18 protein-coding genes are annotated in these 23364 nt (G+C 49.0%); 10 read left to right on the top strand and 8 right to left on the bottom strand.

The features are described from left to right. The first annotated feature begins 2 nt into the window (after positions 1-2). Entirely contained in the window at positions 3-3005 is a 3003-nt protein-coding gene (locus DXY33_RS01870) for a peptidase domain-containing ABC transporter (RefSeq protein ID WP_115131509.1), read from the top strand. After that, the gene (locus tag DXY33_RS01875) at positions 2998-4296 is read left to right on the top strand and encodes an HlyD family secretion protein (protein ID WP_244275815.1); all 1299 of its coding nucleotides are present in this window, start codon (positions 2998-3000) and stop codon (positions 4294-4296) included. The genes DXY33_RS01870 and DXY33_RS01875 overlap by 8 nt, the downstream gene beginning before the upstream one ends. Here the strand turns inward: DXY33_RS01875 and DXY33_RS01880 are convergent. From DXY33_RS01880 to DXY33_RS11950, 3 genes are all read right to left on the bottom strand, one after another. Beyond that, a complete protein-coding gene (locus DXY33_RS01880) occupies positions 4280-5086 on the bottom strand; it encodes a glycosyltransferase (RefSeq protein WP_244275817.1) in 807 nt (268 codons plus the stop codon). The genes DXY33_RS01875 and DXY33_RS01880 overlap by 17 nt on opposite strands. A 338-nt stretch (positions 5087-5424) precedes the next feature. Next, complete coding sequence (locus tag DXY33_RS11945; protein ID WP_206749598.1) at positions 5425-6888, bottom strand: hypothetical protein; 1464 nt, start codon at positions 6886-6888, stop codon at positions 5425-5427. Positions 6889-6911: 23 nt separating this feature from the next. Then, complete coding sequence (locus tag DXY33_RS11950) at positions 6912-7670, bottom strand: glycosyltransferase family 4 protein (protein WP_136975415.1); 759 nt, start codon at positions 7668-7670, stop codon at positions 6912-6914. 359 nt (positions 7671-8029) lie between these two features. Between DXY33_RS11950 and DXY33_RS01885 the strand changes: the two genes are divergently transcribed. Next, a complete protein-coding gene (locus DXY33_RS01885; protein WP_170950900.1) occupies positions 8030-9145 on the top strand; it encodes a glycosyltransferase family 9 protein in 1116 nt (371 codons plus the stop codon). Between the two features lie 15 nt (positions 9146-9160). On the opposite strand, the gene DXY33_RS11955 is transcribed toward DXY33_RS01885, so the two are convergent. Genes DXY33_RS11955 through DXY33_RS01895 form a run of 3 tightly spaced genes read right to left on the bottom strand, consistent with a single transcriptional unit; the run spans position 9161 to position 11465 of the window. Beyond that, positions 9161-9835, bottom strand: a complete 675-nt coding sequence (locus tag DXY33_RS11955; protein ID WP_136975416.1) for a DUF616 domain-containing protein — start codon at positions 9833-9835, stop codon at positions 9161-9163. Continuing rightward, complete coding sequence (locus tag DXY33_RS01890) at positions 9832-10719, bottom strand: hypothetical protein (RefSeq protein ID WP_115131512.1); 888 nt, start codon at positions 10717-10719, stop codon at positions 9832-9834. Before DXY33_RS01890 ends, DXY33_RS11955 begins: the two co-directional genes overlap by 4 nt. Continuing rightward, positions 10716-11465 (bottom strand): sulfotransferase, encoded by a 750-nt coding sequence (locus tag DXY33_RS01895; protein ID WP_115131513.1) that lies wholly within the window; start codon positions 11463-11465, stop codon positions 10716-10718. Before DXY33_RS01895 ends, DXY33_RS01890 begins: the two co-directional genes overlap by 4 nt. A gap of 101 nt (positions 11466-11566) precedes the next feature. On the opposite strand from DXY33_RS01895, the gene DXY33_RS11960 reads away from it, so the two are divergent. From DXY33_RS11960 to DXY33_RS01920, 6 genes are all read left to right on the top strand, one after another. Next, a complete protein-coding gene (locus DXY33_RS11960) occupies positions 11567-12595 on the top strand; it encodes a hypothetical protein (RefSeq protein ID WP_136975417.1) in 1029 nt (342 codons plus the stop codon). Continuing rightward, on the top strand, positions 12541-13902 hold the full coding sequence (locus DXY33_RS01900; protein ID WP_115131514.1) for a glycosyltransferase: 1362 nt from the start codon (positions 12541-12543) through the stop codon (positions 13900-13902). Before DXY33_RS11960 ends, DXY33_RS01900 begins: the two co-directional genes overlap by 55 nt. A gap of 200 nt (positions 13903-14102) precedes the next feature. Continuing rightward, entirely contained in the window at positions 14103-15185 is a 1083-nt protein-coding gene (locus tag DXY33_RS01905) for a glycosyltransferase family 4 protein (RefSeq protein ID WP_244275819.1), read from the top strand. 22 nt (positions 15186-15207) lie between these two features. Further along, a complete protein-coding gene (locus DXY33_RS01910; RefSeq protein ID WP_244275820.1) occupies positions 15208-16023 on the top strand; it encodes an ABC transporter ATP-binding protein in 816 nt (271 codons plus the stop codon). 53 nt (positions 16024-16076) lie between these two features. After that, a complete protein-coding gene (locus tag DXY33_RS01915; RefSeq protein ID WP_244275821.1) occupies positions 16077-16841 on the top strand; it encodes an ABC transporter permease in 765 nt (254 codons plus the stop codon). Between the two features lie 43 nt (positions 16842-16884). Next, positions 16885-17973 carry a glycosyltransferase family 1 protein gene (locus tag DXY33_RS01920; protein WP_244275822.1) on the top strand — a complete coding sequence of 363 codons (1089 nt, stop codon included), beginning with the start codon at positions 16885-16887 and terminating at the stop codon, positions 17971-17973. Here DXY33_RS01920 and DXY33_RS01925 read toward each other — a convergent pair. Both DXY33_RS01925 and DXY33_RS01930 read right to left on the bottom strand, forming a co-directional pair. Continuing rightward, the gene (locus DXY33_RS01925) at positions 17966-19501 is read right to left on the bottom strand and encodes a glycosyltransferase (protein WP_115131517.1); all 1536 of its coding nucleotides are present in this window, start codon (positions 19499-19501) and stop codon (positions 17966-17968) included. The two genes, DXY33_RS01920 and DXY33_RS01925, sit on opposite strands and share 8 nt — an antisense overlap. Before the next feature lie 3 nt (positions 19502-19504). Continuing rightward, entirely contained in the window at positions 19505-20428 is a 924-nt protein-coding gene (locus DXY33_RS01930; protein ID WP_115131518.1) for a glycosyltransferase, read from the bottom strand. Between the two features lie 112 nt (positions 20429-20540). On the opposite strand from DXY33_RS01930, the gene secA reads away from it, so the two are divergent. After that, entirely contained in the window at positions 20541-23354 is a 2814-nt protein-coding gene (gene secA / locus DXY33_RS01935; RefSeq protein WP_115131519.1) for a preprotein translocase subunit SecA, read from the top strand. Positions 23355-23364 lie beyond the last annotated feature (10 nt).

The following is a 23364-nucleotide window of genomic DNA, read 5'->3' on the forward strand; positions in this document are numbered from 1 at the left end:
CTATGACACAGACCTCATCGTTTCAGCAATTGCTGGCTCGCTTCTCCGCCTTCCGAGGCTTAGACGAAGATCGTCTGGCATGGTTGGCCGCGCGTTCGAAGCCGTTTGTTTGCCCTGTTGGTCAGGAGCTTTTACTCCCTGATCGCATACCAGATCATTGTTTTTGTGTTGTTGAAGGTAATGGGCGTCTTCTTCATGATGATCCTGGTTTGCGTCGACCAGTGACCTTGGCGATGTCTAGGCCTGGCGATCTGGTCGGTTGGGCAGGCTTGGTTCGACGTAGTCCCTGCGAGTGGGTCTCCGCTTCCACGAATCTCAAACTCATTGGCTTTTCAGATGAGACTTTTTATGAGCTAGAGCGTGAAGACGAGTCTTTTTCACAATGGCTGGATTCCAGTGACTCACCTTCCGAGTTTATTGCAGCTTTAGCTCCCGCTCTTCGTCTTCGTCCGAAAGCTGAGCCGCATGAACGCGAGGTCCTGCGTCGTCTACTCCCAGGAATGCGTGTCATCCCTGCGCATGGATTGAGGCGTTTGCCCGACGACGGTGCGGTCTGGCTCTGGAATAGTCAGCCAGAGGATTACGCGGTGACCATCGGTTCTGAGGTGGATCAAGATCGTTTGGCTTCCATTCCAGATGGGGTTCCTTTGCGTTTATTGCGTATTGATCGTGATTTATGGACACGTGAGTTGAGTCCCGATCTTCAGTCGCCTGATGAGTTCGTGGTTGAAACTAGTATTGATCTTTGGAGTCAAGATCGATATAGCGATTTGTCTGTTCCTACGCCTCAGGGGCAGCGTCATACAACTGATTCAACAGCCGTAGGTGAGTCGGCATCCTCAACTCCACGTTTTCGTGGCCGTTCAATACCTGTTGTCACAGGTATTGGAGGACAGCAGCATGCGATGGCATGCCTTGAGATGCTAGCTCTTTACTACAACGTCCCGTTTCGCCGTGATGTGATGGAACGTAGTGTCCGTCAAAGCCTCGCTAATCGAGACGTCTCGCTTGAGTTGCTCGGTAATTTTGCCGTAAGTATGGGTTTCACTGGTTCCCTTGCGGACATTCCAGAGGCCCAACTATTGCGGCTTCCTTTTCCCTGTTTTGTCATCGTAGAAGGTCAACCGGCCATGCTGCACGACATAAGCCGCGGTGTAGTAAAGGCCGTTTTGCCGGAATATGGAATGGTTCAGCTGTCCCTAGAAGATCTGATGCAGGGTCAGCAAGGTGCTCGAGTTCTAACTCTTTCACCAGGCCGTGATACCCAGAAGCGCAAGCTTGGTTTGTCGTGGTTCTTGCCTCAGATTCGTCGTTATCGTCGAAGTCTTTTTGAAGTTCTCCTGGTCTCACTTGTCCTTCAGTTGCTGAATTTGGCACAGCCTTTGGTTTTTCAGCAGATTTTTGACAAAGTCATAGGTCAACAAAATCTTGATACCCTCTACACACTTGGACTGTTGTTGCTAGGGGTTTCCCTTTTTCAGGGATTATTGAGTGCAGTCCGAACATATCTATTTGCTGATACTACTAATAGAATCGATATTTCTCTGGCCGGGGAAGTAATCCAGCATTTGCTGCGTTTGCCCTTACGTTACTTTGATCGTCGTCCGGTCGGCGAACTCCAAACTCGTATTGGAGAGCTTACTAATATTCGAAACTTTATGACTGGTAGCGCGATAACATTGCTCCTAGACGGAGTTTTTTCGATGATTTATATTGGAGTAATGGTCGCTTACAGCGGTGTTTTGACCGCAGTGACATTGGGTGTAGTTCCGTTATTTCTTGGTTTAACTCTGATTGCTTCACCTTTTATCCGTGCCCAACTCCGTAAGGCCGCTGAAAAAAATGCCCAGACGCAAAGTCTTTTGATTGAAGCATTGAATGGTGTCCAAACTATTAAAGCCCAAAATGCTGAAAATACAGTTCGATGGCGATGGCAGCGTAGTTTTTCTGGATATATGGCAGAAACTTTTAGAACTCTATTAATAGGTACATCTGCAGGTACTTTAAGTAGTTTTCTAAACCAGCTTACGGGTCTGCTCACATTATGGGTTGGTGCATACCTTGTTATTAAAGGTGATTTAACTATTGGTCAGCTTATAGCCTTTCGTATCATATCCGGATATGTGATTGGGCCCTTACTTAATTTGGCAACAAGTTGGCAAAGTTTTCAGGGCGTAGCACTTTCTATTGAGCGTTTGTCCGATGTTGTTGATGCATCAAGTGAGGCTGGTGACCAAGAAATGGATCAGCTTCCTTTGCCGCCCGTAGATGGAGAAGTGTGTTTCCAGGAAGTTGATTTTCGTTTTAGTGATTCCACTCCACTTGTCGTCAGTAATGTTTCTTTTGCTGTGCAAGCTGGCTCTTTTGCCGGGATCGTTGGACGCAGTGGGAGCGGCAAAAGTACAATCATGAAACTTCTGCCACGTTTATATCAGCCCGAAACAGGACGCATCCTGATTGACGGTTTCGATATTTCTAAGTTGCAACTTGGCTCCATCAGACGCCAAATAGGTATCGTTCCTCAAGACAGTCTTCTTTTCGATGGAACTGTGCGTGACAACATCACTTTGACAGTTCCTGATGCGACGACTGATGAAATTGTTGCAGCAGCAAGAGTTGCATGTGCTCATGATTTCATTATGGAACTTCCAAATGGCTATGCCACTAGAGTAGGAGAAAGAGGTGGAAATCTTTCCGGTGGTCAGCGTCAGCGTCTTGCTATTGCAAGGGCAGTTCTGCAGCGTCCCTCACTATTAATCCTTGATGAAGCCACTAGTGCTTTGGATTATCTTACTGAGCGCCAAGTTTGTCTTAATCTAAAGCACGCTTTCGAAGGCTCTACTGTATTTTTCATAACCCACCGCTTGAGTACGATCCGCTCAGCTGATACAATTTTGATGATGGATTCAGGTTCTTTGGTTGAACAAGGTAGTCATCAAGAGCTACTTGATTTGAAAGGTCGCTACTACGCTCTTTATTCTCAACAAGAGGTTGACATTGGCTGATCATAACGATTCCCAAAAATCAAATTTTCAAGCAGCTGAGTCTCCAGTCAGTCGGGATTCTAAACCTCTCCCTCAGAACCTTGAGTTTTGGGAAGGAAGCTCCGTTCACGTTAATCAAGGTCGGCATTGGTCTTCTGCGATTATCTGGATTAGTACTACTCTCTTCGGTGTATCCTTATTGTGGGCTTTTACATCAAAGATTGACCAAAGTGTTTCTGTGGCTGGTCGATTAGAACCTGCAGGTAGTGTTCGCGACGTTGAGTCACCAAGTGGAGGTGTTATTGACCAGGTGTTTGTAAAGGATGGAGATTTTGTTTCCACAGGCACCCCTCTATTTACCGTTGAAGGTAAGGGTTTAATTAGTCGTCGTCGTGCTTTGCGTGATACCCAGAAATTGCTTCAATTACAGGCACTTTCTTTGAAGTCTGTGCTCGTTAGTAATGGTGATCCGACGCAATTTGACCCACTTCCCTCGCTCCCTTCTGTGAGTGATACTCAGCTTCAATCTCAGCTGTTTACTGCACGTCAACAGTCTGTGCAAATTCGTTCTCAGCTTGAACAAATCGCCAGCCGTTTGGGTAGTCGTCTCAAAACACTTTCACTTAATAAACGTATTGTTAGTGACCTTACGCCCCTCTATGAGTCTGGTGCGATGGGTCGTAACCAGTATCTGGGCGCGGTAAATCAAATTCAGGAAATCGAAGCTGATGTATCAGCACTTAAGGAAGAACGCACTAGGGTGATCGGGCAGGCTGCTAGCCAACTTAATCAGGTTGATCGTCAATTGCTGTCTATTAAATCTCAACTTGTTGATTTAGAGCAGACAATTGACTACCGAACTGTTCGCGCACCTACTTCGGGTCGTGTTTTTGATTCACAGCTATCAACCTTTTCTGTCATCTCTGCTGATCAAGTGGCTTTAAAGCTTGTCCCTGATAATCGGCTTGAAGCTAAAGTTTCGATTAACAACTCAGATATTGGCTTTGTCAAGGTTGGTATGCCTGTAACCGTCTCGGTGGACTCTTTCCCAGCAGGTGAATTTGGTTATATAGATGGAACTCTTTCTAGCCTTGGTTCAGATGTTCTAAAGCCAGATTCTGAAAATCCAGCTTATAGATTTCCCGCTTCCATACGACTTGAACAACAGGAGGTTTTAGCTGGTGATAAAAGTTTAAATCTGCAGAGTGGTATGAGCGTTTCAGCGAATATCAAGCTTCGTTCTCGACCTGTTATTAGCATCTTAAGTGATTTATTTGTTAAGCAACTTGATGGTGTCAAGCGCTTCCGTTGAGAACTCGTTGATATATCTTCACTGTTGAATCAACCGTATTTTCCCAATTATATTCACCCAGTATCCTTCTTTTTAAATTGCAGCTTTTCGTTCCATGTGATCTTTCCTCCCATGCTTGCATTACTGCCGTGTAGATACTTGTTGGATCTGCTGGATCACCGTACCAAGCGTCACCTCTTAAATATTCGAGTTCATGTCCGAAAGTACTGCCCACCACTGGTGTTCCAGAAAGTGCTGCCTCTAGTGTGACCAGACCACAGGTTTCCATCCAGCTTGGGAGCACATGCACCTTTGCTGCCGCGTAGGCGGATGCCAGTAAGTGTTGTGGCAAATGCTCAATAATCGTTAGTTGATCGCCAAGAATGTTTTGGCACAGATCTGCGTAGCTTGGCCAATGTTTACTGCCTCCAATAAGGACAACAGGTAGATTTGTTTTCCGTAATGCCCAGCACAACATTGCCTGATTCTTTGCCGGTTCGATACGTCCTGCCTGTAGTACGAAGGGTTGTCGAATTCCTGTTAATTCTTGGAATGGTTCCGGATCTGCATCAAGAAAAAGTCTTGGATCTACCCCGTAATGCGCGATTTCAAAGTTATTTCCGCTCCAATTGTGATCAGATCTGATTGCTTGTAGCTCTAACCAGCTGTTGGGTAGAAGCGCATTGCAGCTTTGAAGAAGTTCTTTTATTTTCTGCATACTTTCTGATCCTGTGCTCATAGCACCTGATGGTTCCACCGTTGCCCCATCTTCCAGTTGGACAGTTAGCGTTCGTTGGCGCAGCTGTTCCATCAGTCCTTTAATACTATCTTCACCATCTCTCACCCCCTGGTGAAGTATTCCGATACTTGCGCGACTTCCCCATAGTGCTCGACCGATCGACACCCAAATTGGAGATATGACTACTGGTACACCAGCAACTCGACAGTGATTTATTTGTTGTTCAAGTGATTCTTGTACTCGACAATTGAACACGTGAACTAGGTCAAAGCCATGTGCCTTAGGTTGATCGCTGTTCACTTCTACAACAGTGTGCCCCCTTTGCCTGAGTCGTTTGCCAGTCTCACGAAGCTGGACTCCATCCCCTCCTCCAAATTCGCCAGCGCGTCCGTGGTTCACCAATAGCACTTTCATTCGTGGAGTAGCTCCTTCACCCATGAGTCTGCCTCTTTAAGCAAGTTTTCCCAATCATCGCTGCTTTTGCACCGCAACACCTTTTGCCTCTGATACCAGCGTACTGGTTCCTCCTCTTTACCCCAGCGCCAGTCGTGCACACGATTCAAAAGTAATAAGCATGGTACACCCAGGTTCCCTGCGAGATGTGCCATTGCAGTGTCGACACAAACAACTAAATCTAGGTTTTCCACTACTTTGGCTGTACTCTCCCAGTCACCTCCCTCTTTTAGTTGCTTAATTCTGTTAGCTTCAATCAACTCTGCGACTATATTTTCGTCCTTGCCAAGTTGCAGTGAAATTAGCTCTATGCCCCATCTCTCTTTCCATGTCAGAGCATGTTTAAGAAATTGAGATGCTGAAATCGATCTCCGTTCGGATGCACGTTGTGCATCCTTAGTACTTTTTTCCCCTGCCGCCCAAACAAGTCCTATTTGGCCTTTTTTTTTGCGATAGCTTCTTTTAAGCCAATGATCGGTTTGTGAGGAAGGGATCGATATTTTTGTTTGCCCATCAGCTAACGCTACAGGAAGTCCCATAATCGGACAATGCTTTTCATGCTTTTCAAACGGTGTCCCGGATTTCTGTAATGGAACAATTTTGCAATTGGCGGGCAGGTCAAGTCGCTGCTCGATAAGTCTTAATAGCTCTGGCCTTATCATGAGCGTCAATTGTTTTGTTCGTTGTCCACATTCCGCAACCCACCTAAGGCACTGAAGGGCATCTCCGAAACCCAATTCATCCCATATGAGAAGGTCGTTGCAGAATTCCCCTTTCCACAGGTTTTCCCAAGGTAATTCTTTCATCGACCAACTGGAATTGGCTATTCCTAATCGACTCAGTAATAGCCTCCAGTGCTCGACGCACAGTGGCTGGGTATGTAGACGACAAATCGCTAGGTTGGAGAGTTCTCGTTGCAGTTGACTGCTTACTAATGGATTGTTCAATCTTCTGCCTATTAGTTCCTCAGGTTTATCCCACTTCAGGCCGTAACGTTGTATGCCCAGTAGATGGCTTTTTGCGGCTTTTGCTGGGTAGCCAAGTTCTTCTAACGCAACACCAAGATTTACATAGCCGCAGCCATCCGGATCTAGCTGAATTTGCCGACGTGCCATTGGCAGACATCTTTTAAATTTCTTCTGTTGCAAAGCTTGGACATTGCAGCTGTTCAGGAGCCGAGCCCAGTCGTCCGCAACGATCACCTTTTCCTTTTGTGTTTTGCACATTTTCCATTTCTTAGCGGCTAGTCCCAATCCATCTATGAGTAATTGTTCGGCGATATCTTTTAATCCCTTTTTTTGCATGATTACTGCAAGGTTGTTGCGAGTATCGAGCCGAGTCGCCTTCAGCTTTAGAGCCTCTTGATAGGCAGCAACTGCTAGATCAAGTTGTCCTTCAGTCTGTAGTTTTCTTCCCTCCATGTGCCACTCGTCACTACTTTTTTTCATCTTAGGAAGCCTGCTCCAATAGAAGTTTGTTGCCGAAAAAGTCGCCTCCTCAATAAATCATCTATTTTCTCTCTTTTTTGCCATATTGAATTATAAAGATCTATTCGCTGTGGAAGTAGCTGGTCAAGACCCCAGTCTTTCTTTACCCACTCGTGAGCTCTGATTATTTGTTGCAGCCTTTGATCTTTTTCTTCTGATAGTTCTCTGGCTTTTGACACTATGTCATATGTATTTACCCCAATGCTACAGGTTGTTTCCCCTCGATGATTTTTACTTATACTTGGATATAGCTCTGGCCCCGCTACGACGGCTACTGATTCTGCCGAAGCTTCTGCCCATTTGATTACTGTTTTGCAACGTTCTGGATTACCCTTTTGTAGAGGTAATAATGCAATATGGCATTTTTTTAACGTATCTCGGTACTCTTGATAGTTGAGTAGTGGATGTAATTCAATTTGAGCTGTAATTCCTATTCTTTCTGCTAGGTTTCTGTCTCCTACTATGACCGCTATTACGTTCGGATTTTCTGCCAACCAACTTCTTAATGGGCGGACAAGTTCAGCATGTTCTCTTTTCCTATTCTGGTTGCCAATAAAAACTCTAGTGATCTTTGACAAGTGCTTCCTTGTTTCCAGTCTTGGTATAAGGTCTACACCGTTCTCTAGGTTCATTACAAGTGGGTTCCATGCTCTGAGGGCAGAAGCTAATGGTGCACCAGAACTATGAATGGCGTGGCAGGCTACTAGAGGTGCCATTGAACTTGCCCTCAATTGTTCCTGGACCCATGATGGGAATAATTCAGGATGGTCATCCCATTCCGTGAGTAGGATGCAGCCTCGGTTCCGCAACCATTGCAAGTACGCTATTTGGTTTTCCCAGCTTTTGGGTAGCGGCCTCTGCCAGATTACGAGGCTATGTGGACGAATGCAGTCGTTGAATTTGAAAGGTCTTTCGTGGATGCGGCAGTCAATCCCCAAAGCTTGCATTGCTACAAACGGTTGCCTCACCCGTACTTGGTCGTGTGGACCTGGGCTATTGATGAGTACCTCGATTCTGAGTGGCCGATCCACCAACATGCTTGAGTATTGCTGTCTCTGAGGTTTGAATGTCACGGGTGCAGCGCTACGCAGGCGAGTCGCTTGGAGATCGCCCCCATATTGTCGTCCTTGGTTCATGCAAGGTAGGTAATTTTGTCGTTAGTACTCCGGTGTTGCGCGGGCTTAAGCAGCGTTTCCCAGATGCCGTCATTGGATTTCTGGGCAGTGAGGTCACAGCGGATTTTGAACGAGCCCTTCAAGAGATCGACTGGCGTGCTAGTTGGGATGATTGCGCACCTGATGCCGCATTGCGTCTCCACCAGCTCTTGTTCGACCAGCGACAGCATCATGGTGATGTCGATCTTGCGGTCAATCTCGATGGTTTTAATCCTGTCACCTGCTCCCTCGTTCCTTCTTTATCGCCACGTTTTGTTGCCGGTGGTAGTTTGCGTGCAAACTTTAGAGCTCCGTTGCCATGGGGGGAAGAACCCAGGCAGTGTTTCCTTGCTGACTCTGATTGGGACAGCACTACATTCCTTGACCGTTATAAAAGTTTCCTCAGCACTAACTATATTGCTGAACTGTTTTGTCAACTCGCTTATGTATCTGAGTATGTTGATTTTAGGCAAATCGTGTTGCCTTCAGAGAATCCCCCTTTTGAAGTTCCGGATCTACTAATTCACTGCACCACAGCCCGAGCTGCAAAAGTATGGCCCTTTGAGTACTGGGAAACCGTAGTGCGCACTGTCTGCACTTGGGGTTGGAGTGTTGGGTTGGTTGGCAGCCCACCTCTTGCTCAGAAAGAGGCCTACAATTCTGGTGGGGGCGAGGAATGGTTGCTAAATTCAACCCCCCTTCAGGATCTTCGTGGACGCACCACTTTGATCCAGTTGGCAGGCGCTTGTCGACAAGCGCGTGCTGTTGTAAGTGTTGATGCTGGTCCTTTGCACATTGCTGCAGCTGTTGGTACACCAACCTTTGCAATCGTTGGTAATGACGCCAACGGTGTTGGGGCGAGCCCGATACGGCTATGGTTGCCGCGAGTTAACACTTTTGCTAGGTCAGAATCTTCACATACCTGTGATAAGTGTAGTATTGAACGTTTTCGGAATGATGATTGCCTTGTCGAGGGTCATCCATGTATGACGAGTGTTGAGCCTCATCAAATCATTAATTGGCTTAAAGATATTTGAGAGTTCAATATGCTTTTACCTGTACAGATTTTTTTCTCTCTCTTGCCAGTGCCAGGTTACATAGGGGTTGTCTCCATTTATAATTCCTTCGAATAAGGAAAATCCCAGGTTAGATTTTTGTAATACATATGGGAATGATATTTGGCACTGTAGTGACCATGTTACTGTATGGTTAAACCACTCTTGTAGCATGGGTGCTGCTCTACGGTGATAGGCGAAGAAGCCAGTGGCGAATAATTGATTGTCGACAAAATCCGGATCTCCATGGTAATGAATCACTTGTTCAAGAATGGGTTCCCCACTGTATCTTTTGATTAAATACTCATGATTATTTGCCATGCTATGTAGAACTCGCTTTGCTTCATCTCGGATGCTTTCCGCGGCTGTGTGTTTAAAAAGTACTAGGGGATTGTCACCTGCTACTTTTAATATTTGTGCTGGCAGGTCTGAAAATTTATTATTGAGCTTCAAGGACGAGTCTATCCAGACGTACCAATCTGAGTCGACAAATCTCCATTCCAGCATCTTGGGTATTTTCGATTTTAGCCTCGGATGCATCGCAAGGTGGCGCGATGGTGTGTTCCAGTCGTTGTAATACGCAGTTGTAACTTCGATGCTTGTAGATTTAACTTCGAACTCCCATGGCACGGGTCCTCCAAAATGTGCTGAAACAAAGTGCATCTTTGTCATGTCAATTCCTCCAGGGTTGAGCCGTCTTCTCTGCTATGACGCTTCCAAAGTGAATCGAGATGACGTATCGCTAGAAATCTGTAATTGTTTGGGTCTGGTTTCATAATGTGAAACAGAGGAAGTAGTAGGCCGCTTGCTGCCTGCTCAAGCGGCCCGGAAAGCTGAAAAGAAGATACCCAGTCTTGCTTCGACCAGTAGTGGCAGAGAGCCATTGCCTGTTCTTTGCTCAGAAACCAACATCCCGAATGTGGATTTGTTGCTCTGTAAAAGCGTATCTCACCTAGAGGCCAGTTCACATTCAGTGTTTCGCCTGTGTCCCAGAAAAGATCCGGCCGACCGCCATCTGGGTCACCTGAAAGGATCACATCACCTCGCCCTCGGATGTGCTCGCAGCGGTGAGGCAAAAATGCATATCGTGGTCCAAATTCCTGAACCAACCAAGAAATCTTCTGGAAAAAGTCTCGGCTTTCGATCGCCAGATCATCCTCAATATACCCGACAAGGTCATATTTATGTGCTTGTTCTAATGCTCTTCTTGCCGCTATTAGTGGAACTTTAGTAAGGTCATCAATTTCTGGCTCTATTCGTACCAGAGAATGATGTTCCGGCAGGGTGTTGGCGAGACTTTCTTCTTTAGGAGTAATTAGTTCGATCGTGAGGTCTACCCCATCATTTGTAATTTGATCTCTGGTTATTACAGGTTTTCCTTTACCCAAAGATGCATGAATCCAGTGTTCTCTACCCAGTCTTGCTATATTTCCTAGTGTTGCACCGTGAAGTGCTGATTGCTTAAGTGATTTTTTGCTTGCTGTTTGTGAGGAGTAAAGAGATCCTGCTCGCGGGGCAAAAACATGTGGGATGGTAAGTAATACGCGGAGTGTCATAACCAGCCCTCTAACCACTCGCTGCAGTCCCAGCCAAGCATCTGTTCAATTTGTTGTACTTCAGCTCTGAACTGTTGCTGTAGAATCGATCTTGTGGCTTCATCCATCGTTGTTTCGTATTGACCAATTCGCTCTCGAATTGGCTGTACTGATTGCATTGGATCAACACCAAGGTGTTCGCAAATTTTGTTGATGCATGAAAGTGGATCTCTTTCGAGCCAGTTTTGTTGAAGGACTAACACATTATCAGTTCCGAACAGGCGCCAGAGTCTTCTGATTTGACTGCTGTAGAAGCCTCTATCCCTATACGAGTGGACACGATCTTGGAGAGGACGGCACGCGGCTGCCCTTTTATGTTCTTGCGTGACCGCTTCGTGAAAACTAAGAGATTCTGCATTTCGAGCTGTTTCCATCGCCCAGTGTGAATAAGCTCTTGTAACTGGATCTCTTAACAGGGCAATCATTTTCATCTTTGGGTTATATCTCCAGACCCGTTCAGGTGCAGCATCCCAATACATGGTGATTGGTGTGGCTTCACCACACAGCTGGTTTGGTTTTGCTGCTTCAAAATGTTGATGAAACTCTTGTAAGTTAGGTTTTGTCCAGTCTTGTGTTTCGTCATCAAAAAAATGCAGTTCTTTCTCTGTAGGCAGAAATAATTGAGGATGTCGGCGCAGATATCGATCAAGCGCTGATGTTCCCGACTTCTGGCTGCCGCAGATCAAGAACGAGACTCGGGGAGGCATCGCTATGCTGCAAATGGTGCAAGGTGTTCCATTGACATTACCCCGATCACTCCTGATCACCCTCTCTCTTATGCGTCAGAATACTTAAGAAGCTGTTTGCCATGTTCATCACTGGTTGCCATCGCTCCGGTACTTCACTGCTTGCCTCTGTTCTGAGCGAATTTTTAGGTGTCTCGCCCGACAAGGGAGATCAGATGCAGCCTGCACTGGATAATCCCATGGGTTTTCAGGAGTCTAATCGTTTTGTCTCGTTTAACGATTTATTGCTTGATAGGGTTGGCTGTTCTTGGGTTAGACCACCTCTGTTGCCACCCCAGTGGGACAAGGATCCTTTACTAGCGGAGCTTAGTAGTCAACGTCAGTCCTTTCATGAACTTGCACTGGAAAGACTTTGGTTAGTCAAAGATCCCCGTTTTTGCCTGACCTATCCTGCCTACTTGCATATTCTGCTTAGACGAGTCCCAATCGTCGCTTCTATTCGACACCCCCTGTCGGTAGCAGGTTCTTTGTTTGCGAGGAACGGTATTCCTCTTAATGCAGGTCTTTGTATCTGGTTTCTTTATAACTATCATCTTGCTTCAGTAATTGCTGCGGATGAGCCTGTAATTGCCTATTCACATCTGCTACAAGCCGGACACAAAGAAACAATTTGTTCTGATCTTTATAATCGAATTTCGTCGTGGTTGGAACAGAATAGTATGCAAGCTGCGGACTATCAATCATGGTGTAATATCATTGAAAGCAAATTATGTCCAAGTCTTGATCGAGCCGGTGGGGTGCTTGAGCCATCTTCTTCTCCTAGAGTTAGTCATACCTTGTTGGAAACTTGTGAGTCCGCATACAACTCCTGTTTAGAATATGGAGCTGATGGGTTCGCCTTACAAAAGTCTTTTGGGTCTTTGCCCCGAGTGGTACTCGAGATCCAGCAGCTTTTCGGAGTTTGCCCAAGCACTGATCCAATGGAGTTTATCCGGATGCGTGAGCTTGTGGATTCTTCTCATCAGGAGCATAACCAATTGGAAGCGAGGCTTCGTGATCTTCAAGTTGAGTATCAAGCGCTGAGAAGATCGACTAGTTGGCGACTGACTGCACCTCTCCGGCTATTTATGCGGCAAATGCGACGCAGATGATATGTCGCCATTCTTCTCAATCACTGGCTTCATCTTTTGGCACAGTGCAACCAGTATTGCGTGTTTTGGATGATTGGCGAACCCATGGTCCTGATGCTGCTCGGCGAACATTGAGGTTGAAGTCTCTTGAGAATCCTTTATTGAAGGAGCTCGAGCTTCGTCTGTTCCATCAAGACGGTCCAAGAATCTTATTTGATGGCGTTTGGTTGTGTCGACCGGTCGGTGGCATTACGCGAGTATGGAATCAGATTTTGCGCTTCTGGCAGCTCCCCGAGCTCTTTACCGAATCATCTCCCTTATTATTCATTGATCGAGGATGTCGCCTGGTTCGTTCTGCTCATTTATCGAGTGTTAAAGGAAACAAAGTTGATCCTCTCGATTTTTTCGCTTTTGATGCAGTCGCCGAGGAAAATTCTTGTATTGCACGTGATTGGGGGGCTGATGTATTTGTTTCTAGTTGGATAACTACTTCAGGGGTCCTACACCCAGCTTGTTCCGAGCTGGCTCTCGTTCACGACTGCATGCCAGAACGTTCGACTTGCCCTGAAGCCTTGAAACGACTCCGTCAGCGCTGGCTCCACGGTGCTAGAGCTCATCTTGCTGTTTCTGCAGATACTGCTGCTGATGTGTCCAGCCTCTTAACAACTTTGCCTCAACCAGTGCCTTGGTGTCATACAGCTCCAGACCCTGTGTTCGAATACTCTCGTTCTTACAGCTTTGCGAAGCACCACTGGCAACTTCTGTCTTCTCGTGTAGGTTTGCGATTCCCTTTCATTGTGCTCTCTGCCACAAGTGGAGTTGGCAGTTACAAGAACCCTGAGGTTGTTCTCGATGCTCTCCAGACACCACTATTGCAAGCCGTACAGCTTGTGATCAGTGGTGTTGGTGCTGAACAGCGTGCCAATGAATTTGTCCAGCATGCACCTGCCTTAGATGGTCGAATTATTCCTATTGGTTTGTCAAACATCGAGCTTGCTCTGTTGTATCGCTATGCCTTGGCTGTTGTCTTACCGAGTCGGATTGAAGGTTTTGGACTGCCTGCTATAGAGGTGATGGCCGCTGGTGGGATACCTCTGGTCGCTGATTCTCGAGGGTTGCGTGAAGCTGGTGGTGAGGCAGCACTTCGATTTTGCCCCGATAATTCATCTCATCTTGCTGCTCTTATCACTTCTCTTTTAGACACTCGCTACAGTACTTGGCTTAAGGGAAAACTCCTTATGCGTCAGCAGCTGCGTTTAAAAAGATTGCATCCCGATCTTTTAGGATTGGCTTTGTTGGTTCAAGCCCGGCGTGCTGCATTTTGTTGAGAATATTAAGTCATTCGGCGGCTGCAATACCTTATTGTGCTAATCAGCATAATCTATTGTTTAGATCTTACTAGTGACTCTCGTAGTTTTGATCTGCTTTTTACGTCTAGGATTGGAAGCGCATCATTTTTATCAACAGTATTTGACGTTTTGCTTTGATTGAGCAGGTTTTACGGGAATGGCCTCCTGGCTATGGAGGTGTGGAACGGGTAACCCATGAGCTGGCCAGTGTCTTGGGCGGAGTTGTATACAGCCTTGATGTTCAGGGACATAGTTCAGTTCTCGACGATCCACTCCTGGTCACTTACCCCCGAACGCGCCTTCCCTCGCCGGTGTCGTTTGGTCGTTTGAAGTTGCCACTCCCATCAAGTCAGTTGTTGTCACTTCTTTTATCTCCGAGGCCATTGCATGGTCATTTGCCTTCCCCAGGAGTGCTGCTGATTTTGTTGCTGGCTCGGTTAGTCCGTCCTCGTCGCTGTGTTACTGCTCATTGGCATTGCTTTCTGGAACCACACCGGGGCATTAACGGATGGTTGTATGGGGTCTATCAACGGCTTGCTTTGCTGCTGATGCCTCTGCTTTGCGGCGTGGTCACGACTTCGCCGTTGTTGGCTCAGGAGCTGAATCGTTGCGGTTGTCCCCAGCAGAAGGTCTCTGTTCTGCCCTGTTGCCTCAGCCAGCAGCAGGAGCAGCTGGGTTTGGCCTTACCTCTGCCTCAGGCTCGAGTCGGCGCACCGCTACGAGTGGTGTTTATAGGTCGTCTCGATACTTACAAGCGCCTTGACTGGTTGATGGAGGCGCTTTCGACGCTCTCTTCACCTTGGGAGCTTGCCGTTGTTGGGGATGGGCCCCTCCGCCCGCATTTTGAGCATTTGGCTAAACGTTCTGCACATATGTTTTCGCGGGTTCGTTTCCTCGGCCGTTTATCTGAGAGCGAGAAGCTTGAGCAGTTAGGCCGGGCAGATGTGCTGGTGTTGCCATCCGATCGCAGCAATGAGGCTTTTGGCATCGTTCAGCTGGAGGCAATGGCGGCTGGAAGAATTGCACTAGCTTTTGATAGGCCGCGATCAGGTATGGGCTGGGTCGGGCAGTTGTCCGGTTTGCCTTGGTCTCAGTCGCCCGATGGTTTGGCCGAGGTCCTACAACGACTCGCAGATCAACCGGCTTTGCGCCAACAGTTAAGTATGCAGTCGAGGGATCGCTATCGCACGCTTTTTGCCCGTGGGGTCTGGCTGAAACACGTGCAGCGGTTGGGCTATGCGGTGGGAACCAGTAGTGTTTGAACTTCAGAGGAATGAAGGGGCCTTGGCGATCGAGCAACAACAGCTCTCTCCTGCGCAGGATCGCCCACCAGTGCTTGAGCTAGAGAACGTTGGCCTAGAGATTCCTGTTCTAACCACCGAAACCCGCTCGTTGAAGTCGTCGTTGATTCGATCTGTCACTGGAGGTCGTCTGAGTCGTAGTCGTGGTGGTGCTGTTGTGACAGCTTTGCAAGACATTTCTTTGATTATTCGCCAGGGCGGAAGAGTGGCCCTTATTGGTCATAACGGAGCAGGGAAGTCGTCTTTCCTCAGGCTTGTGTCAGGCATCTACCAGCAAACTTCAGGTCACTTCAAGGCCCACGTTCCTGTTTTCCCCATGATTCATAAGGGTTTTATCACAAGCCCAGAGTTGAGTGGCCTGCAGGCAATTAAAGCCCACTATCTTTTAGTGAATAATAATCTTCGTGGTTTTGAAGAATTCACTGATGATGTGATTGACTTTTCTGGTTTAGGTGATTTTATTCATTTGCCGTTAAAAACCTATAGTCAAGGGATGTCAGCCCGCCTTTTGTTTGCCGTTCTTACTGGTGGTAGCCACGATTGTTTGGCCATGGATGAAGGCTTTGGTGCAGGCGATAGCAGTTTTTACGAGAAAGCACAGGATCGTATGACTCGTTTCCTCAGTTCGGCTGGAACCTTGTTGTTGGCTTCTCATTCCGAAGAGTTGCTGCGACGTTTCTGTCGCCGCGGTTTGGTCTTTGATAGCGGTCGGTTGGTGTTTTCGGGCCCTTTGGAAAGTGCTTTGGACTATTACCACTCCAATCAAGTCCAAGAGTCCACCGGCAGACTGGTCTCATGACGCAGGTTGGTCGCCTTCAAAAGCTCAGCACTAGGGCTTCTGTGAGCTCCACCATGAAGGACGCATGGAGGATGCGTCGGGCTTGGTGGTTCACCGCTACTGCCCGCACACGCGCACGTTTTGCTCGGACGCTACTAGGAAGTTTCTGGTTGGGGTTATCCAATGTGCTCTCGATCGCGGCTTTGGCGCTGGTGTACGGAACCGTTTTCAAGGTCCAGGATTTCGGGACTTATGTTGTGTATCTAGGCATAGGCTTGGTGGTTTGGAACGGCATCAGCGCTGCGCTTGGTACGGCGCCCAACTTGTTTGAGCACAATCAGGCCCATGTTCAAAACACTAATCTGAATCCCATTTTTTACGTGTTAGAAGAATGGGCTTTCCAGGTGCAGACATTTCTGCAATCTTTCATTTTGGTGTTACTGGCTTTGAGCTTTTTTCAGCACAACTTGCTCATTAATTTGTTGGCTTGTTGTTGGTTGCCCTTGCTTAATTTATTCTTATTCATGATATGGGCGCCGATGGTTGTGTGTTTGCTCGGCGTTCGTTATCGTGACTTTTACCAATTAGTTCCTATTGTTTTACAGCTAGTTTTTCTATTGTCGCCAATTTTATACCGAAAAGACAATCTAGGGACGATGGCTTGGACCGCCAACCTTAATCCTTTATATCGTGTTCTAAGTCCTCTTCGTCATTCTCTTATGGCTGGCGAGGTGCAGTGGTCGATCGGATTTTTGATGGTGGCTATTAATACCTTCGGTCTCTGGTTCGCCCTGCGTTGGTTGAATCGTGAACGCCCCAAGATTCCTTTTTTGATTTGAAGCATGTCTAGCATTTTGACCGATTTATAGAGGGCTCATTGTTTTGACCCAGCTGATCAATTTGCTCTCTTGGCAGACTGGCCCATCAGGCTTCAGTACTTATGTGCAGCGCGTCATTCCCGGTATTCCTGGTTTGCGCTTGCAGCTCGACATTCATGGTAAGGCTTGTTTGATTCCTTTCGATCAATGGACGCCAAACGCACCCCCTGTGGCACCTGGTCGATTTATGAGACTTCTTCAGCGTAATGCCATGGTTCAGCATGGTCAGCGGCTTGAGCCTTTGTTGCACAGTGCCAATGTGCGTCCAGAAGTGATCTATTCCCCCTTTTTTGATGCCTTATTAGGGTTTTCTCGGATTCCTCAGCTGATCACTTGTCATGACCTTACCCCCCTCAGCCATCCGAATAGTCGTAAGGCATGGTTGAAATATCGCCTTTGGCAGCCACGTCATCTTGCTTGTGCGACGCGTGTGGTGGCTATCAGTCGACATGTGGCCGACCAGTTAATTTCATTTGGAATGGCGGCTGACCGGGTAGTTGTGGTCCCCAATGGAATTGAAGTTGTTCGTCCGCCTGTGCCAGCTCCCGCTACTGAAGATTTGCTGGTTATTGCCCGCCATGATGCCAATAAGAACCTGAGAGGTTTGTTGAAGGCCTTGGCTATCGCTCAGCAGCAATTGCCTAATTGGAGAGGCGTCCTGCGAATTGTGGGTCGCGGCGTTGTTGCTTCGATGGAGTTGCAGAGATTGCGCAGCGCTTTGCCGCGGCCTGCTGGACTGGAATTGATCCAGGAGCTGAATCCTGCCCAGTTGTTGGCCACACTTCGTAGTAGTTTGGCTTTGGTGTCGGCGTCCTTGGAAGAGGGATTTGACTACCCGGTGCTAGAGGCGAAGGCGGAAGGCATCCCCACCATGCTCAGCCAGATTCCGGTGCATACCGAATTTCATACTGGCAGCTCCCTGTTTTTCTCTGCTGACAATGGAGGAACGTCTTTCAGTTGCGCTTTGCGGCGTTTGTTGACCGACTCCCGGCTTTGGTGGGATCTCAGTGCTAGTGGTCGTGAGTTGTCTTTGTCATTGTCGGTGACGCGTCAGCAGCGTTCTTTGTGCGCTCAGATAGCAGAGCTCAGCTAAGGATGGTTACGAGATCTTCTTGAAGTTTGTCGGTGAATCCGGTTTGAAATTTGATGTATCGAGCTATCCGTTCTCGACGTGAATTGGCTGGCTGTTTGGCTAGGTCCCGATTCCTGTTTGCTACCGCTTGCAGTGCTGTTGCCCATTCTCGACTGTCGAGTGTGTCCAGGCACAACACATGTTCTGAGAAGTCGTGAAGGCTTTGGATTTCGATATGAGATTCGCAATCGCTTGCGATAGTTGGCATGCCCAGGCATGCGCCATCGAGAACGGGGATGCCAAATCCTTCTACTAATGACGGGCTTACAAGTCCTAGAGCATTGAGATATAGGTCAAGCTTGGAACTCTCATCTACATAACCTGTGAGGATGATGCCAGGCTCATGAGCCACAATGTCTTTTAGGGCTTTGCTGTAGCTGTCACCTTTAAGTTTTCCGGTGACGCAAAGTTTTATGCCTTTCTTGCTTAGATTTGATTCTGCATAGGCTTTTGCAAGGAACAGCAGATTTTTGCGCGCCTCAACGGAAGAATTAAACAAGAAATAGCGAAATGGGGTGAGTGCTCCAGATGCTGATGACGTCTTTCTTATGGCCATAGAAGTCATAAAAGCATCATCCTTCAATAGATGGCTGATGGGTAGCAGATCAGCGATTCTTCCTCCGTCTTCTGTTAGCCAGCTTGGGAAGTGTAAAGACGGGGGTTGGATGATGACAGTTTCCAGGGAGTTATCGCCAACATTTTTCCTTTGAGGAGATCGGGGTGTATGGAATCTGTGGATATGTGCGCTGAACTTGTTGGCTGTACTTTGTGAGACAAATAGCCTGCGTGCGGCCTTACAGGCTTGCAAGCGGTGACTGAACATCAGCGGGTCTTCGTTATGGGCGACATACTCCAGGGGGATTAAGTCGTGGATTGTCTGAATAAAGGTGGGCACTTTTTGAGGGCTGATGTTTAGAGGGCAGGTTGTGATTAGCGCGTCAAAGCCGCTTAAGTCGATACGAACGGGTCTTTGTGTTGCTAGCTCTGCAGCCAACTGTGAGGCAAGGTAAATTTCAGGCGCGCTTACAATGCCAGCTACATTTTCGAGGTAACTTAACCGTTCTACGCGAACATATGGGTTATCATAAAGTTCTTTGAGGTGGAAATGGTTGAGATCTCTAGATTTGTAGCTTCTTGGACGCCGAACGATGTTTATTAGCAGTCTAAAATATGCCCCAAAATTTTTTGTTTTACGGGCAAGTCTAAATTTTCGTTGCCATATGTTGAGTGGTTGGTCTAACCGTCCCTGCGCGAGACTGGAAAGAATTCGGGCGTTTTGAATCATTGACTGCGTCCTCTTAGGAAGATTTTTTAATCCCTTGCCCGAGAGTTTGTCGAAAAATTCAGTAAGCAGCCATACCTCAGCTCCGGCTTCGTGTAAGCAGCGCATTAGTGATTTGCTGTATACAGCAATGCCACGATGTTCACTTTGTTCCAAGTCGTAGGCCGTAATAAGTATTTTGCGACCTTTGAGTGGTTGTGCTGTCATTAATCAGGCTCCTCGCTCGGTTTGCTTTAGCTTCTGTTTGAGCTTTAAGCGTTCGAGCTGAAGGGCGTGCGTTTGGTCCTCCCAATGGCTGTGGTGCATATTTTTGAATTGGGCCAAAATTGTTGATCGCAAAACATCTGCTTCGATCACGCTGGCTGCCAATTCAATTTTCAGTTGATCGCGGCATGCGGAGTTAAGGAATCGCTTATGCAATCCGCGCATGCGGGTAAGATCCTCACTGTTCCCGCCCTGACTTTTCTCTTCGCTGCGAGTTGCCTCACCACTGTGCTCGCCGCTGAAACGGGGGCAGTAGATAACATTTAATCTCAGATGTTCTCTAACGGCTAAGCAGAGCTCCACGTCTTCGCCGCATACCTTGTAATTGGTGTTGAATCCAAGAGCTTGAAAGTGCTCCCGACGAATCACCATTGCAGCGCCTGTGGTCGCTGGTATTGGTCTTGGATCTCCAAGTACGCCATGGTGATCAGCACTCACTAATCGATCGAGTTGGTGGTAAGGGTTATGTCGTCGATCGAACAGGATGCCAGCATGGGTGAGGCGCCCCTCGCTGTCGTATAAGCGGGCACCGACTAAGCCGGTCTTTGGTTGATCAGATAGGCAGCTCAGAGCTGCGTCGAGGCTATGGCTATCGAGAATTACGTCGTCGTTGATTAGGAGTAGCACTTCACCGTTGGCCTTTTCAGCCAGGCTGTTCATGTTGCTGGCGAAGTGATATGGAGATCTATTGGCTATCAAAAATTCGTAGCCCGAAAGATTTTCAATGCGGTCCTCTTCTGCTGAATTCCCATTCCAGGAGCAAAGAACCTCAACCTGATCTGAGGGAAGATGCAATGCGTCTTTGAGAGCGCCGAGCATCCTGCTTACAAGGCCTGCTGTGCGGGACACAACCAGGATGGAAAGGCGCATCGGTCCCCAAAAACTGGGCAGACTGTATCAATGGTTCTCCCGGGGTACGGCTCCCGCGGCACTGCTGTTTAAAAGCATCGGTAGGCTGCTTCGGAAGTGATTCGCTGACTCCATGCTCAAGCTCCTGCTGGGTGATCCCAATGCCCGCAAGCTGAAGCGTTATCAGCCAATCGTTTCCGATATCAATCTGTTGGAAGAGGAGGTCGCCCCTCTTTCGGACGACGAATTGCGCGGCCGAACTGCAGTCTTTCAGGAGCGTCTTGCCAACGCTGGCAGTTTGGCCAATCAGCGCCCGATCCTTGATGAAATCTTGCCCGAGGCCTTCGCTGTGGTGCGCGAAGCCGGCAAGCGGGTTCTTGGCATGCGCCATTTCGATGTGCAGCTGATCGGTGGCATGGTCCTGCATGAAGGCCAGATCGCTGAGATGAAAACCGGCGAGGGCAAAACCTTGGTCGCGACCTTGCCTAGCTATCTCAACGCCCTCACTGGTCGTGGAGTCCATGTGGTCACCGTGAATGACTACCTGGCTCGCCGTGATGCGGAGTGGATGGGCCAGGTGCACCGATTTCTGGGCTTGTCCGTGGGCTTGATCCAGCAGGACATGCGGCCGGAGGAGCGACGACGCAATTACAACTGCGACATCACCTACGCCACTAACTCCGAGTTGGGTTTCGACTACCTGCGGGACAACATGGCCGCGGACATCAGCGAGGTGGTCCAGCGGGAGTTCCAGTACTGCGTGATTGATGAGGTGGATTCAATCCTCATCGACGAAGCACGCACGCCTCTGATCATTTCCGGCCAGGTGGAGCGGCCCCAGGAGAAGTATCAGCAGGCAGCCCAGGTGGCTTTGGCCCTCGAGCGTGCCGCCGAAATGGGCAAGGACGGCATCGATCCGGAAGGCGACTATGAGGTGGATGAGAAGCAGCGCAGCTGCACCCTCACCGATGAGGGTTTTGCCAAGGCAGAGCAGATGCTTGGGGTGCAGGACCTGTTCGACCCCCAGGACCCCTGGGCCCACTACATCACCAATGCCCTCAAGGCCAAGGAGCTGTTTGTGAAGGATGTGAACTACATCGTTCGCGATGGCGAAGCGGTGATCGTGGATGAGTTCACCGGCCGTGTGATGCCTGGTCGCCGCTGGAGTGATGGACAACACCAGGCCATCGAAGCCAAAGAGGCTTTGCCGATTCAGGCGGAAACCCAGACCCTTGCTTCGATCACCTACCAGAACTTCTTTCTGCTCTATCCCCGCTTGGCCGGCATGACCGGTACGGCCAAAACAGAAGAGGTGGAATTTGAGAAGACCTACAAGCTCGAAACCACCATTGTGCCCACCAACAGGGTGCGTGCTCGCCAGGACTGGGCCGATCAGGTGTACAAAACCGAAACGGCCAAGTGGCGGGCCGTCGCCAATGAAACCGCCATGATCCACAAAAAAGGCCGGCCGGTGCTCGTCGGAACCACATCAGTGGAAAAAAGCGAGTTGCTTAGTTCCCTGTTGGCGGAGCAGGAGATCCCCCACAACCTGCTCAACGCCAAGCCCGAGAACGTGGAACGGGAATCCGAGATCGTGGCCCAGGCCGGTCGTGCTGGAGCGGTGACCATCGCCACCAACATGGCGGGCCGGGGCACCGACATCATCCTGGGCGGCAACAGCGACTACATGGCCCGTTTGAAGTTGCGGGAAGTGTTGCTGGGCCGTTTGGTGAAACCGGAAGACGACCACAAACCCCCGGTGCCTCTCCAGCGCAGTTCGGCGCCCGGCGGTTTTGCTGATGCCGCTCCTCCAACGCTGCCCCGCACCGGCGAGAGCCTTTATCCCTGTCCCCTCACCGACGACACCGATCAGGCCCTGGGCCAGTTGGCCCGTGATCTGGTGAAGGCTTGGGGTGACCGAGCTCTCACGGTGATTGAGCTGGAAGAGCGCATCGCCACCGCCGCTGAAAAGGCCCCCACGGAAGACCCCCAGATACAGGCCTTGCGCGAGGCCATTGCCCGGGTAAAGGCGGAGTACGACGCGGTGGTGAAGCAAGACGAAGCCAGCGTGCGCGAAGCCGGCGGCCTTCACGTGATCGGCACCGAACGTCATGAGTCCCGCCGGGTCGACAACCAACTGCGCGGTCGGGCTGGCCGCCAGGGCGACCCTGGTTCCACCCGCTTCTTCCTCTCGTTGGGCGACAACCTGCTGCGTATCTTCGGTGGGGATCGCGTTGCCGGCCTGATGAATGCGTTCCGCGTGGAGGAAGACATGCCGATCGAGTCCGGCATGCTCACCCGCTCCTTGGAAGGGGCCCAGAAAAAGGTGGAGACTTACTACTACGACATCCGCAAGCAGGTGTTCGAGTACGACGAGGTGATGAACAACCAGCGCCGGGCGGTGTATTCCGAGCGTCGGCGGGTGCTTGATGGCCGGGCTTTGAAAAAGCAGGTGATCGGCTATGGCGAACGCACAATGGCTGAGATTGTTGAGGCCTATGTGAATCCCGATCTGCCGCCTGAAGAATGGGATCTGGCTCAGCTGGTGGGCAAGGTGAAAGAGTTCATTTATCTCCTCGAAGACCTCACCCCCGAGCAGGTGCAGGGCCTTGGCATGGAGGAACTCAAGGCTTTCCTGCAGGAGCAACTGCGCAATGCCTACGACCTCAAAGAGGGACAGATCGAGCAGCAACGTCCGGGTCTGATGAGAGAAGCTGAGCGCTTCTTCATCCTTCAGCAGATCGACACCCTCTGGCGGGAGCATCTCCAGGCAATGGATGCTCTGCGGGAGTCAGTCGGCCTGCGTGGCTACGGCCAGAAGGACCCACTGATCGAATACAAGAACGAGGGCTATGACATGTTCCTCGAGATGATGACCAACATGCGCCGGAACGTGATCTATTCGATGTTCATGTTCCAGCCCTCGCGGCCTGCATCTGAGGCCTGAGGCATCAGCT

It is taken from the genome of Synechococcus sp. N26 (genome assembly GCF_900473975.1).
Classification (GTDB): domain Bacteria; phylum Cyanobacteriota; class Cyanobacteriia; order PCC-6307; family Cyanobiaceae; genus Parasynechococcus.

Bases quoted from the DNA above. Each gene is read 5' to 3' on its own strand.
- DXY33_RS01870 (WP_115131509.1), top strand. From the start codon at position 3: ATGACACAGACCTCATCGTTTCAGCAATTGCTGGCTCGCTTCTCCGCC.
- DXY33_RS01880 (WP_244275817.1), bottom strand. From the start codon at position 5,086: ATGGAACAGCTGCGCCAACGAACGCTAACTGTCCAACTGGAAGATGGG.
- DXY33_RS11945 (WP_206749598.1), bottom strand. From the start codon at position 6,888: ATGGAGGGAAGAAAACTACAGACTGAAGGACAACTTGATCTAGCAGTT.
- DXY33_RS11950 (WP_136975415.1), bottom strand. From the start codon at position 7,670: ATGGCACCTCTAGTAGCCTGCCACGCCATTCATAGTTCTGGTGCACCA.
- DXY33_RS11955 (WP_136975416.1), bottom strand. From the start codon at position 9,835: ATGACAAAGATGCACTTTGTTTCAGCACATTTTGGAGGACCCGTGCCA.
- DXY33_RS01890 (WP_115131512.1), bottom strand. From the start codon at position 10,719: ATGACACTCCGCGTATTACTTACCATCCCACATGTTTTTGCCCCGCGA.
- DXY33_RS01895 (WP_115131513.1), bottom strand. From the start codon at position 11,465: ATGCCTCCCCGAGTCTCGTTCTTGATCTGCGGCAGCCAGAAGTCGGGA.
- DXY33_RS11960 (WP_136975417.1), top strand. From the start codon at position 11,567: ATGTTCATCACTGGTTGCCATCGCTCCGGTACTTCACTGCTTGCCTCT.
- DXY33_RS01915 (WP_244275821.1), top strand. From the start codon at position 16,077: ATGAAGGACGCATGGAGGATGCGTCGGGCTTGGTGGTTCACCGCTACT.
- DXY33_RS01925 (WP_115131517.1), bottom strand. From the start codon at position 19,501: ATGACAGCACAACCACTCAAAGGTCGCAAAATACTTATTACGGCCTAC.
- DXY33_RS01930 (WP_115131518.1), bottom strand. From the start codon at position 20,428: ATGCGCCTTTCCATCCTGGTTGTGTCCCGCACAGCAGGCCTTGTAAGC.
- secA (WP_115131519.1), top strand. From the start codon at position 20,541: ATGCTCAAGCTCCTGCTGGGTGATCCCAATGCCCGCAAGCTGAAGCGT.